This window comes from Pseudomonas sp. SBT1-2, assembly GCF_028640875.1.
Lineage (GTDB): Bacteria > Pseudomonadota > Gammaproteobacteria > Pseudomonadales > Pseudomonadaceae > Aquipseudomonas > Aquipseudomonas chlororaphis_I.
Genome location: NZ_JAQZAA010000090.1, coordinates 23877 through 36732 on the forward strand (window position 1 = coordinate 23877; position 12856 = coordinate 36732).

The 12856-nt window shown below is 62.7% G+C and carries 15 protein-coding genes; 6 read left to right on the forward strand and 9 right to left on the reverse strand.

The annotated features are described in order from the left end of the window. Nucleotides 1-14: 14 nt before the first annotated feature. From trmD to ffh, 4 genes are all read right to left on the reverse strand, one after another. Nucleotides 15-767: a tRNA (guanosine(37)-N1)-methyltransferase TrmD gene (trmD, locus tag PVZ78_RS19060; RefSeq protein WP_007927678.1), complete on the reverse strand. Its 753-nt coding sequence runs from the start codon at nucleotides 765-767 to the stop codon at nucleotides 15-17. A 2-nt stretch (nucleotides 768-769) separates the two neighbouring features. After that, nucleotides 770-1306, reverse strand: a complete 537-nt coding sequence (gene rimM, locus PVZ78_RS19065) for a ribosome maturation factor RimM (protein WP_007927679.1) — start codon at nucleotides 1304-1306, stop codon at nucleotides 770-772. Between the two features lie 5 nt (nucleotides 1307-1311). Continuing rightward, nucleotides 1312-1563, reverse strand: coding sequence for a 30S ribosomal protein S16 (gene rpsP / locus PVZ78_RS19070; protein WP_007927680.1), 252 nt, complete (start codon nucleotides 1561-1563; stop codon nucleotides 1312-1314). 248 nt (nucleotides 1564-1811) lie between these two features. Next, on the reverse strand, nucleotides 1812-3188 hold the full coding sequence (ffh, locus tag PVZ78_RS19075) for a signal recognition particle protein (RefSeq protein WP_007927681.1): 1377 nt from the start codon (nucleotides 3186-3188) through the stop codon (nucleotides 1812-1814). Nucleotides 3189-3385: 197 nt separating this feature from the next. On the opposite strand from ffh, the gene PVZ78_RS19080 reads away from it, so the two are divergent. The 3 genes from PVZ78_RS19080 to PVZ78_RS19090 all read left to right on the forward strand — a co-directional run bounded on the left by PVZ78_RS19080 (nucleotide 3386) and on the right by PVZ78_RS19090 (nucleotide 7168). Continuing rightward, the gene (locus tag PVZ78_RS19080; RefSeq protein WP_007927682.1) at nucleotides 3386-4198 is read left to right on the forward strand and encodes a cytochrome C assembly family protein; all 813 of its coding nucleotides are present in this window, start codon (nucleotides 3386-3388) and stop codon (nucleotides 4196-4198) included. Nucleotides 4199-4210: 12 nt separating this feature from the next. Further along, nucleotides 4211-5449, forward strand: coding sequence for a transporter associated domain-containing protein (locus tag PVZ78_RS19085; RefSeq protein WP_009047142.1), 1239 nt, complete (start codon nucleotides 4211-4213; stop codon nucleotides 5447-5449). Nucleotides 5450-5851: 402 nt separating this feature from the next. Next, nucleotides 5852-7168 carry an MFS transporter gene (locus PVZ78_RS19090; RefSeq protein WP_028681724.1) on the forward strand — a complete coding sequence of 439 codons (1317 nt, stop codon included), beginning with the start codon at nucleotides 5852-5854 and terminating at the stop codon, nucleotides 7166-7168. 76 nt (nucleotides 7169-7244) lie between these two features. On the opposite strand, the gene purT is transcribed toward PVZ78_RS19090, so the two are convergent. The 5 genes from purT to PVZ78_RS19115 all read right to left on the reverse strand — a co-directional run bounded on the left by purT (nucleotide 7245) and on the right by PVZ78_RS19115 (nucleotide 10526). Next, complete coding sequence (purT, locus tag PVZ78_RS19095; RefSeq protein ID WP_009047140.1) at nucleotides 7245-8426, reverse strand: formate-dependent phosphoribosylglycinamide formyltransferase; 1182 nt, start codon at nucleotides 8424-8426, stop codon at nucleotides 7245-7247. A 103-nt stretch (nucleotides 8427-8529) separates the two neighbouring features. Further along, complete coding sequence (locus tag PVZ78_RS19100) at nucleotides 8530-8997, reverse strand: VUT family protein (protein ID WP_009047139.1); 468 nt, start codon at nucleotides 8995-8997, stop codon at nucleotides 8530-8532. A gap of 129 nt (nucleotides 8998-9126) precedes the next feature. Beyond that, nucleotides 9127-9339, reverse strand: a complete 213-nt coding sequence (locus PVZ78_RS19105) for a DUF1289 domain-containing protein (protein ID WP_016702729.1) — start codon at nucleotides 9337-9339, stop codon at nucleotides 9127-9129. Continuing rightward, complete coding sequence (locus PVZ78_RS19110; protein WP_009047137.1) at nucleotides 9339-9860, reverse strand: gamma carbonic anhydrase family protein; 522 nt, start codon at nucleotides 9858-9860, stop codon at nucleotides 9339-9341. Before PVZ78_RS19110 ends, PVZ78_RS19105 begins: the two co-directional genes overlap by 1 nt. A 66-nt stretch (nucleotides 9861-9926) precedes the next feature. Next, complete coding sequence (locus tag PVZ78_RS19115; protein WP_009047136.1) at nucleotides 9927-10526, reverse strand: CoA pyrophosphatase; 600 nt, start codon at nucleotides 10524-10526, stop codon at nucleotides 9927-9929. A 147-nt stretch (nucleotides 10527-10673) separates the two neighbouring features. Between PVZ78_RS19115 and PVZ78_RS19120 the strand changes: the two genes are divergently transcribed. The 3 genes from PVZ78_RS19120 to PVZ78_RS19130 all read left to right on the forward strand — a co-directional run bounded on the left by PVZ78_RS19120 (nucleotide 10674) and on the right by PVZ78_RS19130 (nucleotide 12804). Next, nucleotides 10674-11225, forward strand: a complete 552-nt coding sequence (locus tag PVZ78_RS19120; protein WP_009042316.1) for an NUDIX hydrolase — start codon at nucleotides 10674-10676, stop codon at nucleotides 11223-11225. A gap of 48 nt (nucleotides 11226-11273) precedes the next feature. Then, nucleotides 11274-11777, forward strand: coding sequence for a L,D-transpeptidase family protein (locus PVZ78_RS19125; RefSeq protein WP_009047135.1), 504 nt, complete (start codon nucleotides 11274-11276; stop codon nucleotides 11775-11777). 295 nt (nucleotides 11778-12072) lie between these two features. Then, nucleotides 12073-12804 (forward strand): GntR family transcriptional regulator, encoded by a 732-nt coding sequence (locus PVZ78_RS19130; RefSeq protein ID WP_016702727.1) that lies wholly within the window; start codon nucleotides 12073-12075, stop codon nucleotides 12802-12804. Nucleotides 12805-12856 lie beyond the last annotated feature (52 nt).

The following is a 12856-nucleotide window of genomic DNA, read 5'->3' on the forward strand; positions in this document are numbered from 1 at the left end:
CCATCGATACGTTGTTAACTATCGTCCCGCTCGCGGATGTATTCCTCGAGCAGCTTCTTCTCTTCTCCAGAAAGCGAGCGGCTTTCCAGAAGATCGGCGCGTCGTTCATAGGTCCGACCAAGGGACTGCTGTAAACGCCAACGCCGGATGTGTGCGTGGTTGCCACTCAGCAACACGTCGGGAACACGCTGATCCGCATACACCTCCGGTCGGGTGTAGTGCGGGCAATCCAGCAGACCATCCGTGAAGGAATCTTCCTCCGCGGAATCCGCATGCCCTAAAGCTCCGGGCAGCAGTCGCGTAACCGCATCAATCAGGACCATCGCCGGCAGCTCGCCACCGGAGAGTACATAGTCGCCAATCGACCACTCTTCATCGACATGAGCTTCAATAAAACGCTCGTCAATGCCTTCATAACGACCGGCAATCAGGATCAATGCATCCTCATTCGCCAACTCGCGTACCGCCGACTGAGTCAGTTTGCGGCCTTGGGGCGACAGGTAGATCACCTTCGCGCCCTCCCCGGCTGCCTGCCTGGCCTGAACCAAAGCATCTTCCAGGGGCTTGATCTTCATCACCATGCCCGGGCCACCGCCAAATGGGCGATCGTCCACAGTGTGATGTCGATCCGTGGTGTAGTCTCGCGGATTCCAACAGGTCAGCTGCAAGAGCCCCTGTTTCACCGCGCGGCTGGTTATGCCGTAGTCGCTGATGGCGGAAAACATCTCGGGAAACAAACTGATCACTTCTACGCGCAGGCTAGCCACGTTCAGAAGTCCGCGTCCCAATCCACCTTCATCTCGCCCGCTGCCAGGTCGACGGCCAACACGCATTGCTCGGTATAGGGCAACAGGCGTTCGCGATCATCCAGGCTGCCAGCGCAAGGCTTGACCACCATTACATCGTTCGAGCCGGTCTCCAGCAGGTGATCGATCTTCCCGAACAGTTGTCCGTGAGTGTCGATGACCTTGAGACCTTGCAGCTGGTACCAGTAGTACTCGCCGTCGGTCAGTTCAGGGAACAGGTTGCGCGGCACGCAGATCTCATAACCGGCCAGAAGACGCGCCTCTTCACGATCATCGAGACCCTTGAGCTTTGCGACCAGGAATTTTTCATTCCCGCGTCCGCTGACCAGCTCAACCTGTTTCACGCTACCTTCGCGCTTGAGCGTCCAGGTTTTGTAATCCAACAGGTTTTTAATCGGATCAGTAAAGGAATAAACCTTCACTTCGCCGCGAACGCCGTGAACAGAGTAGATTTTGCCGATAACGATCAAATCATCAGCAGGAGCAGGCGTCGCGTTCATAGGGTTCAGGCTGCAGCCTTAGCCGATTCCTTCAACAGCTGAGCAACGCGCTCAGACGGTTGTGCACCAACGCTCAGCCAGTAGGCTACGCGCTCTTGGTTCACGGACAGGCGGACTTCTTGACCACGAGCGATCGGGTTGAAGAAGCCAACTTGTTCTTTGTGCGAACCGTCGCGTGGGTTGCGGCTGTCGGTCACGGTCAAGTGGTAAAACGGGCGCTTTTTGGAGCCGCCAAGGGCAAGACGGATTGTTAGCATGTGAACATCGTTCCTGTAGTCGGTGCTGCAAATCTAAATGCACAGCGGGCATGGGTGCCCGAAAGGCCGCATATTCTAAGGAATATCCGGACTTTTGCAAATGACTTTTTCCGGCGCCTACCGGCTGCCATCCAGATTTGCTATAGGGCCGTTGGCAACAACGGCGAGTCAGCTCCCGCCAAGCGCGGGTTTGCTGGAGGTCCCGCGTCCCCGCGGGAAACGCCGGCATGGCTGCCGGCGTGGATTCTTCAGATCTTCGGCATGCCGCCGCCGGGCAACATTCCGCCCATGCCGCGCATCATTTTCGCCATTCCGCCCTTGGCGGAGAATTTCTTCATCATCTTCTGCATCTGCTTGTGCTGCTTGATCAAGCGACCGATGTCCTGCACCTGGGTGCCGGAGCCCATGGCGATCCGACGCTTGCGCGAACCGCTGATCAGCTCAGGGTCGCGGCGCTCGGCCGGGGTCATGGAGTTGATGATGGCTTCCATCTGCTTGAACTGCTTCTCGGCCGCGCCCTGGGCATTGCCCATTTGCGCCAGGTTCACGCCACCGATATTCGGCAGCTTGTCCATCAGGCCACCGAGGCCGCCCATGTTCTTCATCTGTTGCAGCTGATCGCGGAAGTCTTCGAGGTCGAAGCCTTTGCCTTTTTTCAGCTTCTTGGCCAGCTTGTCGGCTTTTTCCTTGTCGAGGGTCTGTTCGGCCTGCTCGATCAGGCTGAGCACGTCGCCCATGCCGAGGATGCGCGAAGCGATACGCTCAGGGTGGAACGGCTCGAGCGCTTCGCTCTTCTCGCCCATACCGATGAACTTGATCGGCTTGCCGGTGATCGCACGCACCGACAGCGCGGCACCGCCACGGGCATCGCCGTCGACCTTGGTCAGGATCACACCGGTCAGCGGCAGCGCGTCACCAAAGGCCTTGGCCGTGTTGGCGGCGTCCTGGCCGGTCATGGCGTCGACCACAAACAGGGTTTCCACCGGCTTGACCGCCGCGTGCAACGCCTGGATCTCGTCCATCATGTCGGCGTCGATGTGCAGACGACCGGCGGTGTCGACGATGACCACGTCGATGAACTTGAGCTTGGCTTCTTTAATAGCCGCTTCGGCGATCGCGACCGGCTTCTGGCTCAGGTCGGACGGGAAGAAGGTCACGCCAATGTCATTGGCCAGGGTTTCGAGCTGCTTGATCGCCGCCGGACGGTACACGTCGGCGGATACCACCATCACGCTCTTCTTCTTGCGCTCTTTAAGGAAGCGCGCAAGCTTGCCAGCGGTGGTGGTCTTACCGGCGCCCTGCAAACCGGCCATCAGCACGACGGCAGGCGGCACGGCGCTCAGGTTCAAATCTTCGTTGGCCGCGCCCATCAGGCTTTCGAGCTCGGCCTGGACGATCTTCACGAACGCCTGGCCCGGAGTCAGGCTGCGCGACACTTCAGTGCCGACGGCACGTTCCTTCACCGAGTTGACGAAGTCCTTGACCACCGGCAGGGCGACGTCGGCTTCGAGCAACGCCATGCGCACTTCGCGCAGGGTGTCTTTGATGTTGTCCTCGGTCAGCTTGGCCTTGCCGGTGACATGGCGCAGCGTCTGCGAGAGACGGTCGGTTAGGTTTTCAAACATGCGCGATCCTTTCAGGCCCTAAGTAGACCGAGGTAATGGCGGCTCGGGCCCCTTATATAAAGGGTGCTCCGTGGGCAGGTCGCGGATTATAGCGAAGACTGCGCGCGACGCACAGCCGCCGTCTGGTTGCGCGGTCTTTCGTGTGGTGGCGGTTCTATGCCAAACTCAACGACTTTCGGGCTTGCCTAACAGGATTTATGCTCCCCTTGTCACCCAGCTTGCTAACCACCCTCGCCGCCGCTTGTCTCTATGCCGCTGCGACCCTCTATCAAGGCACTCGTCTGGCTCAAGCCGCCAAGACGAACAAGCGCCTGCTGGTCTCGCTCGGCATCCTTGCCCTGCTCGCCCACAGCGCCAGCCTCCTGACCCACCTGATGACCCCCGTGGGCCTGGGCCTGGACTTCTTCAGCGCCGCCAGCCTGATCGCCGCCGCGGTGATTGCCCTGACCCTGCTGGCCTGCTCGCGCATTCCGGTGGAGAACCTGCTGGTCCTGCTGTTTCCGCTGGGGGCGCTGACCGTGCTACTGGCGCAGTTCGTGCCCACCGGCACGGTGCCGGTGATCGACGAAGAACCGGGCATCCTCGCCCATATCCTGCTGTCGATCCTTGCCTACGGCATGTTCACCATCGCCGTGTTCCAGGCCCTGTTGCTGCTGGTGCAGGACCACCAGCTCAAGCACAAGCACCCGTCCGGGCTGATCAAGAACTTTCCGCCGCTGCAGACCATGGAAAGCCTGCTGTTCGGCTTCCTCTGGGCCGGCTGGACCCTGCTGTCGCTGTCGCTGATCTCCGGCTGGCTGTTCGTCGAGAACCTGTTCGCCCAGCACCTGGTGCACAAGACCCTGCTGGCGTGCCTGGCCTGGGTGGTGTTCAGCGTGCTGCTGTGGGGCCGCAACCGCCTCGGCTGGCGCGGACACAAGGCGATTCGCTGGACCCTGGCCGGCTTCTGCCTGCTGATGCTGGCGTACTTCGGCAGCAAGCTGGTCCGTGAATACATCCTGCATATCTGACGAGCGGCGATAATGGACAACCTGCCCATAGAGCCGATGCTCGTGGTCCTGGCCTTGCTGGTGCTGTGGTCGGGGCTGTTCACCGCCATCGAAGCCGCCCAGCAACACCTGCTGACCCTGCGCACTGCTTCGCGCTCCGGCGACAAACCGCTGGCGCGCCTAAGCTTCCCGCGCGACAGCCTGATTCTCTGCAACACCCTGTGCCGGGTGCTGGCGGTCATCATCAGCACCTTGCTGGCGCTCCTGCAGTGGGCGGAAAACGGCCCGTGGCTGGCCTGCCTGATCGCCACCAGCGTGTTGCTGGTACTCGCTGACTACCTCCCGCGCACCCTGGCTACCCGTTATCCGGACGCCATCCTCAGCCTGGGCAACACCCTGCTGGGCGTGCCGCTGAAGATCATCTACCCCGCGGCCTGGCTGCTCGACAGCATCAGCCAGCTGTTGCTGCGCCCCTTCAGCCGCAAGGCCGGCGCCGTCAAGCAGAGCGAAGACGAGCAGGCCGCCGACCCGGACGACGCCGAGGAACATGCCAACGGCCGCCCGCACCCGGTGTCGGGCATCCATGCCCTGGACAACATCACCGTCAATGACATCCTGGTGCCGCGCAGCGAAGTCGACGGGATCAACCTGGACGAGCCCATCGGCGAGATCATCGAGCAGCTGCGCCTGTCCAAACGCACCCGCCTGCCGGTGTTCCATAGCGACATCAACCAGGTCGAGGCGGTCCTCAACACCCGCCAGATCCGCCACCTGCTGCCGGATGCCAGCCTGACCAAAGAGGCCCTGCTGGCGGCCTGCCATGAACCTTACTTCGTGCCGGAAAGCACCCCGCTGCAGCTGCAACTGCTGAACTTCCACAAGCAGCAGCGCCGCCTGGGCATGGTGGTGGACGAGTACGGCGAAGTGCTGGGCATCGTCACCCTGGAAGACATCCTCGAGGAAATCGTCGGCGAATTCGAAAGCGAACATAGCCTCGACAACCCGCATATCCATCCCCAGGCCGACGGACGCTTTGTCATCGAAGGCGCCGCCTCGATTCGCGAGCTGAACAAGAGCCTGGGCTGGCACCTGCCCAGCGACGGCCCGAAAACCCTCAACGGCCTGGTCACCGAAGCGCTGGAGACCATTCCCGACAGCGCCGTCTGCCTGAAAATCGGCCGCTACCGCCTGGAAATCCTCGAGACCGAGGACAACCGGGTCAGCCGCGTGCTGATCTGGCACACCAAGCCAGGTGCTCCCTCGTCCCTGTAGCCGCTGCCGAGCCTGCGAGGCTGCGATCGATCTGGGCGGCATTCCGACGAAGCGGGCGCTAACCGGGATACAACAATCCGCCTGAAATACCGCGCCGCCTGGTTTTACGACGGCTGTGCCGCCGATCGCAGCCTCGCAGGCTCGGCAGCGGCTACAGGGCTACAGGGCTACAGGGACAAGTCCTGCTTGTTGAATCGTTAGGGGCCTTCCTATAATCGATCCGCTTACCCAAGCCCCGCAGCACCCGCGTGCTACCCGCACCCAACGGCTTCTGCCCTGCTCTGCCCGCTTCTGGCAGGCTGCGCTCCCACCCCGAGCCACGCCCGCGCCAAACCCACATCCCTGGGTGTTCGACCATAATAATTCGCTCCGATGGAGCATATGACTGTCAGGGATAACCGCATGACGACCAGCACCACTTACAGCGCCTCCGTGCCTGCCCAGCCGACCAACTCCGCCAGCCGCGTGGCCACCGCCAGCTTTATCGGCACCGCCATCGAGTTCTACGACTTCTACGTGTACGCCACCGCCGCCGCGCTGGTGATCGGCCCGGTATTCTTTCCGCAGACGTCCGGCACCGCGCAGATGCTCTCGGCCTTCCTGACCTTCGGCATCGCCTTCCTCGCCCGCCCCCTGGGCTCGGCGCTGTTCGGCCACTTCGGCGACCGGATCGGCCGCAAGTCGACCCTGGTGGCATCGCTGCTGCTGATGGGCGTGTGCACCACGCTGATCGGCGTGCTGCCCGGCTATGACAGCATTGGCGCCTGGGCCCCGATCCTGCTGTGCCTGCTGCGTTTCGGCCAGGGCCTGGGGCTGGGCGGCGAATGGGGCGGAGCCGCGCTGCTCGCCACGGAAAACGCGCCCAAAGGCAAACGCGCCTGGTTCGGCATGTTCCCGCAACTGGGGCCATCGATCGGCTTTCTCGCGGCCAACGGCCTGTTCCTGACCCTGGCCATGAGCCTGAGCGATGAGCAGTTCCGCTCCTGGGGCTGGCGGATCCCGTTCCTGCTCAGCGCCGCGCTGGTACTGGTCGGCCTGTATGTGCGCCTGAAACTCCACGAAACCCCGGTATTCGCCAACGCCATCGCCCGCCAGGAGCGGGTCAAGATGCCGCTGGTCGAGCTGTTCAGCCAGTACTGGCTGCCAGTGCTGCTGGGCGCCTCGGCGATGGTGGTGTGTTACGCACTGTTTTACATCTCGACGGTGTTCTCGCTGAGCTACGGCGTCGCGACCCTTGGCTACAGCCGCGAAACCTTCCTCGGCCTGCTGTGCTTCGCGGTGCTGTTCATGGCCGCGGCCACACCGCTGTCGGCCTGGGCCAGCGACCGTTACGGACGCAAGCCGGTGCTGATCATCGGCGGCCTGCTGGCGATTCTCTCCGGCTTCACCATGGAACCGCTGCTGACCCAGGGCTCGACCTGGGGCGTGGCGCTGTTCCTGTGCATCGAGCTGTTCCTGATGGGCGTGACCTTCGCCCCGATGGGCGCCCTGCTGCCCGAGCTGTTCCCGACCCACGTGCGTTATACCGGCGCGTCGGCGGCCTATAACCTGGGCGGCATTGTCGGCGCCTCGGCGGCACCCTTCTTCGCCCAGAAGCTGGTGGCGATGGGGGGCTTGAGCTGGGTCGGCGGCTATGTGTCGGCGGCAGCGGTGCTCAGCCTGATCGCTGTGCTGTGCCTGAAGGAAACGCGCAATAACGACCTGAACCAGGTCGATTGAAAGATCGCTTCGCGAGCAAGCTCGCTCCTACAAGGGCTGCGCCGAACCTGTAGGAGCGAGCTTGCTCGCGATGCTTTTACAGCTCGACTACGACCGCCTGGGAAGCGCGGGTCGCCTTGGCCCGGGCGGCCTCGATCGACTCGTCGCGCGCCAGGGCCACGCCCATGCGGCGCTGGCCGTTGACTTCAGGCTTGCCGAACAGGCGCAGGGCCGTGTCCGGCTCGCTCAGGGCCGCGCCCAGGTTGGCGAAAGCGGTCTGGGTCGACTGGCCTTCCACCAGGATCACCGCCGACGCCGACGGGCCGAACTGACGGATCAACGGGATCGGCAGGCCGAGGATCGCCCGCGCATGCAGGGCGAACTGCGACAGGTCCTGGGAAATCAGGGTCACCAGGCCGGTGTCATGGGGACGCGGCGACACTTCGCTGAACCAGACCTGATCACCCTTGACGAACAGTTCGACGCCGAACAGGCCACGGCCACCCAGGGCCTCGGTCACCGCCTTGGCCACGCGCTCGGACTCGGCCAGGGCTTTCGGGCTCATGGCCTGGGGCTGCCAGGATTCCTGGTAGTCGCCCTTCTCCTGGCGGTGGCCGACCGGCGCGCAGAAGGTGGTGCCGCCGACATGGCGCACGGTCAGCAGGGTGATTTCGTAATCGAAATCGATGAAACCCTCGATGATCACCCGGCCCTTGCCGGCGCGCCCGCCTTCCTGGGCGTAGTCCCAGGCCTTCTGCACGTCGTCGACACTGCGCAGCAGGCTCTGGCCCTTGCCCGAGGAACTCATCACCGGCTTGACCACGCAGGGGAAGCCCAGGTCGTCCACCGCCTTGCGGTAGTCTTCGAAGGTATCGGCGAAGTGGTAAGGCGAGGTCGGCAGGTCCAGCTCTTCGGCGGCCAGGCGACGGATGCCTTCGCGGTTCATGGTCAACTGGGCGGCACGGGCGGTCGGGATCACGGTGAACCCTTCGGACTCCAGCTCCACCAGGGTGGCGGTAGCGATGGCTTCGATTTCCGGCACGATGAAGTGCGGCTTCTCCGCCTCGATCACCGCACGCAGCGCGGCACCGTCGAGCATGTTGATCACATGGCTGCGATGGGCGACCTGCATCGCCGGCGCATTGGCGTAGCGATCCACGGCAATCACCTCAACGCCCAGGCGTTGCAGCTCGATCACCACTTCCTTGCCCAACTCACCACAGCCACACAGCAAAACGCGGGTCGCGGTTGGCGACAATGGAGTTCCGATACGGGTCATCTGAAGGTCCTCAAAAAGGAGCGGATCATCGAGGGTCGCGCACCAGGCGGGCGGCCCATGGGGAAGAAAGCGCGGCATTTTACATGAACCGCGCGCTTTGGCCTCAGCTGGCGCACGCCGCCTTGCGCACACGCCAGGCCATGGCCAGCCAGACCACGGTCACGCCAGCGAACTTCGACCCCAGCGCCGTGAGGATCACGCCCGGGGTCAAGGCGTCGATCAGTCCGAAAAAGATAAAGGTGTCCAGGGGAATGCTCAACGCCGAACTTATCCACAGGCGGTCGTGCAGCGGGCGCTTGGTGATGCTGAACACCAGCCAGTCGATGCACTCGGAGACCGCGAACGCCGTGGCGCTGGCCAGGGCGATGGCCGGGTCGGAGGTCACGTAGGACAGCACCAGCGCCACCAGCATGGCGACGAGCGCGCCATGGCCGAAGCGGGTCTGCACCATGTCCCGCAGGACGAACACCAGCCCGCCCCAGGCCGACCAGATGATGTCCAGGTGCGGAGCGCTGGAAAAGGCGTAGTTGATCAGCACGACACTGCCGATATAGGCGATCAGGAAGAGCATGGGGCGAAAAGTACCTGTCAGTAAGGCACACAGGGTACTTCAGGTGGGTGGGATGGACCAGACGGGAGCTGGCGCCGATACCACGGGCAGGCTCGCTCCGGCTGGGGCGAGGCTGCTCGCGACAGCTGTTTAGCCGGACTGGGTACCGATCATCCACAGCAGCCCGCTGGACTTGGCGCGCTCATGACACAACGCCAGCACCTCGCGGCGCTCGGCGTTGTCCATGCGGCTCCAGCGGGTGATCTCGCTCACCGTGCGCTGGCAGCCGGTGCAGATATCATCATCGTCCAGCGCGCAGATGCTCACGCAGGGCGAGGGAACGGGTTTTTCGGGGGTGGTCATTATTCTTGCTCGGCCAGGTCGCGGGCGTAACGCTGGGAATTATGCACATAGTGCGCGGCGCTGGCTTCGAGCATTTTCTTCTGTTGCTCGGTCAGCTCGCGGACCACCTTGCCCGGCGAGCCCATCACCAGCGAACCATCGGGGATTTCCTTGCCTTCGCCGATCAGCGAATTGGCGCCGATGATGCAGTTCTTGCCGATCTTCGCGCCGTTGAGAATCACCGCGTTGATGCCGATCAGGCTGTAGTCGCCGACGGTGCAGCCATGCAGCATGGCGTTATGGCCAATGGTCACGCCGGTACCGATGGTCAGCGGAAAGCCCATGTCGGTGTGCATCACCGTGCCATCCTGCACATTGCTGTCCTTGCCGATCAGGATCAGCTCGTTGTCGCCACGCAGCACCGCGTTGAACCAGACGTTGGCCCCCTCCTCCAGCTTGACCTTGCCCACCAGCGTGGCATTGGGTGCGACCCAGCTTTGCGGGTGGGTTTCGACGCGGGCGTCGCCCAGGCGGTATTTCATATTGTTGTCCTCAAGGCCAGGCAGGTTCATATACACAGTGGGGTTCAGGCCATACGAGCGATGGCTTCAAATATTGATAAAGCTTTTGGGCGGTTGGTGCAGGCTGATCTTGGCGTCATACAGCAGGTTGATCAGCTCGACGATCATGATCGCTGTCAGGCCCCAGATCTTGTACTCGCCGAAGCGGTAGCTCGGCACATACCAGCTGCGGCCCTGATAATCGATGCGGTGGGTATGTTCGCGCGGGTCCTGGCGGAAAAACTCCAGCGGCACGCTGAATACCGCGGCGATCTCGGCGTCATTGGCCAGGTACTCGACATAATCGGGAATCACCCCGACATAAGGCGTGACCTTGATCCCGTGCAGGGAAATCAGCGGGCTCAAAGGGCCGATCACTTCCACCAGCCCCGGGGGCAGGCCGATTTCCTCTTCGGCTTCGCGCAGGGCGGTAAAAACCAGGTCGGGATCTTCCGGGTCGCGGCGGCCGCCGGGGAAGGCTACTTCGCCGCCGTGGGTGGACAATCCTTTGGCGCGCAGGGTCAGCACCAGCTCAGGCTCGTCACTGCGGGTAATGGGCACCAGTACGGCAGCCTCGGGGAAACGTCGATCCGTCTCCAGCGGTCGCGGCGTATGGTTGCTTACCCGGTGCAGTAGCTCGTCCAGCATGAGTCTTCTCGATCTGTCGACTACCTTGCATCATGCACCAAACAAACCGACCGCCCAACCCCCGATCCACGCCATGTCGCGTAACGACAACTTGCCGACAAAGCCCCGTGCACGCCAAGATAGGCGCAGCCTTTTCGGATACCCAGCATGAAATTCTGCAGCCAGTGCGGTCACCCGGTCACCCAGCGCATTCCCGAAGGCGATTCGCGCCTGCGTTTTGTCTGCGACAACTGCCAGACCATCCATTACCAGAACCCGAACATAGTCGCCGGCTGCCTGCCGACCTGGGGCACCCAGGTGCTGCTGTGCCGGCGCGCGATCGAGCCGCGCCGTGGTTACTGGACGCTGCCGGCCGGTTTCATGGAGAACGGCGAGACCGTCGAACAGGCGGCGATTCGCGAGACGTTCGAGGAAGCCTGCGCCCGGGTCCGCAACCTGAGCATCTATACCCTGATCGACGTCCCGCACATCAGCCAGGTGCATGTCTTCTTCCGCGCCGAGCTGGCGGACCTGGATTTCGCCGCCGGCGAAGAGAGCCTGGAAGTCCGGCTTTTCGAAGAAGCCGACATTCCCTGGTCCGAGCTGGCTTTTCGCACGGTCGGACGTACCTTAGAATGTTTCTTCGCTGACCGGCGGAACGAGCAATACCCCGTGCGCTCCGAGTCCATTCCGCCCCTGGCTCAGCCGGCCCTCACTTAAACAACAAAACGTACGCGGCACCTGTGTACTCTTAGGGATATCGTTTCAATGCGCTGGTTGCTCGCTCTTTTCTGCTGCTCGGTTATCGCTGTCTCCCACGCCTCCGCGACGGATACCCTGGACGGCAAGGTCATCGAGAAAGTCCTGGTCCTCAAGTCGGCTCATCAGTTGCAACTGATCAACGACGGCAAACCCTTCAAGACCTACCGCATTTCCCTGGGCAAACAGCCCAAGGGCCCGAAACTCATGGAAGGCGACAAGCGCACGCCGGAAGGCTTCTACTGGCTGGACTGGCGCAAGACCAGCGACCGCTTCAACCTGGCCATGCATATTTCCTACCCGAACATCAGCGATTCCGCGCGTTCGCGCCGCGAGGGCGTGGAGCCCGGCGGCATGATCATGATCCACGGCACCCCGGACAGCGAAGACTACCCCGAGCAGTACTTCCACACCCTGGACTGGACCGATGGCTGCATTGCCATGCGCAACGTCGACATGCGCGAAGTCTGGGGCCTGGTCCCGGACGGCACGATGATCGAAATCCGCCCCTGATTCCTCGCTGAAACGCCGCTAAAACACCTCAGTTACAAAAAAAATCGCAGGCCGCGCCGGCTTCGAAAGGTGAATACCAATTCCCCCTCGAAAAACCGCCGCCCCTGCGATTTTCGCATTCATGGCCAGACCTCCCTAATACCACTTTCCCAAACCAAGCCCGCCACCCCCCATAAAGCGCCCGTTCTCGCGCGCCATCGCCGTAGTACTGGCGTTGACATGGTATTTAAGTGGTATTAGTTTTCGCCACATTACCGGGCGACAACAAACCAATAACGCATCGGAACCTCGACAGATGAACCACATCCTGGCCCTGCGCCCCGACGATACCCAGCCGACCCCGCTGTACCTGCAACTGGCGCGCAACCTTGAAGCCGCGATCCATGCCGGCCAGTGGAAAGCCGAACAGGCCCTGCCCTCGGAACGCAACCTGAGCGAGATGCTCAACATCTCCCGCGTCACCGCGCGCAAGGCCCTGGAAGTGCTGTTCGAACAAGGCCTGATCCGTCGCAGCCAGGGCTCCGGCACCTTCATCACCCCACGCCTGGAACAACCGTTGTCGCGGCTGTCCGGCTTCAGCGAAATGCTCCGCCTCAAGGGCTTCGTCCCCGGCTCCCAATGGCTGGAGCGGGAAATCACCACGCCGACCCACGAAGAACTGATCCGCCTCGGCCTGTCGCCGAACGACAAGGTGGCGCGCCTCAAGCGCCTGCGCAAAGCCGACGACACGGTGATGGCGATCGAAATGAGCACCCTGCCGGCCTCGATCATTGCCCAGCCGGACGCCATCGGCGATTCGCTCTACGCCTACCTCGATGGCATCGGCCGCCCGGTGGTCCGAGCCCTGCAGCACATCCAGGCGATCAACGCCTCCGCCGAGTTCGCCGCCCTGGTGGGCATCGCCCCCGGCACCGCGATGCTGCTGATGACCCGTGTCGGCTACCTCGAAGACAACACCCCGATCGAAGTCACCGACACCTATTGCCGCAACGACTACTACGACTTCGTCGCCGAGCTGCGTCGCTAAACCAGGCCGCTGAGCCAGGCCGCCGAGTCGCCAAGAACCCGTCCCAGAGTGC

Coding starts and splice junctions, on each gene's coding strand:
- PVZ78_RS19085 (WP_009047142.1), top strand. CDS start 4,211: ATGGACAACCTGCCCATAGAGCCGATGCTCGTGGTCCTGGCCTTGCTG.
- PVZ78_RS19120 (WP_009042316.1), top strand. CDS start 10,674: ATGAAATTCTGCAGCCAGTGCGGTCACCCGGTCACCCAGCGCATTCCC.
- PVZ78_RS19100 (WP_009047139.1), bottom strand. CDS start 8,997: ATGCTCTTCCTGATCGCCTATATCGGCAGTGTCGTGCTGATCAACTAC.
- PVZ78_RS19110 (WP_009047137.1), bottom strand. CDS start 9,860: ATGAAATACCGCCTGGGCGACGCCCGCGTCGAAACCCACCCGCAAAGC.
- PVZ78_RS19125 (WP_009047135.1), top strand. CDS start 11,274: ATGCGCTGGTTGCTCGCTCTTTTCTGCTGCTCGGTTATCGCTGTCTCC.
- PVZ78_RS19105 (WP_016702729.1), bottom strand. CDS start 9,339: ATGACCACCCCCGAAAAACCCGTTCCCTCGCCCTGCGTGAGCATCTGC.
- purT (WP_009047140.1), bottom strand. CDS start 8,426: ATGACCCGTATCGGAACTCCATTGTCGCCAACCGCGACCCGCGTTTTG.
- PVZ78_RS19080 (WP_007927682.1), top strand. CDS start 3,386: ATGCTCCCCTTGTCACCCAGCTTGCTAACCACCCTCGCCGCCGCTTGT.
- PVZ78_RS19130 (WP_016702727.1), top strand. CDS start 12,073: ATGAACCACATCCTGGCCCTGCGCCCCGACGATACCCAGCCGACCCCG.
- ffh (WP_007927681.1), bottom strand. CDS start 3,188: ATGTTTGAAAACCTAACCGACCGTCTCTCGCAGACGCTGCGCCATGTC.
- rpsP (WP_007927680.1), bottom strand. CDS start 1,563: ATGCTAACAATCCGTCTTGCCCTTGGCGGCTCCAAAAAGCGCCCGTTT.
- rimM (WP_007927679.1), bottom strand. CDS start 1,306: ATGAACGCGACGCCTGCTCCTGCTGATGATTTGATCGTTATCGGCAAA.
- PVZ78_RS19090 (WP_028681724.1), top strand. CDS start 5,852: ATGACGACCAGCACCACTTACAGCGCCTCCGTGCCTGCCCAGCCGACC.
- PVZ78_RS19115 (WP_009047136.1), bottom strand. CDS start 10,526: ATGCTGGACGAGCTACTGCACCGGGTAAGCAACCATACGCCGCGACCG.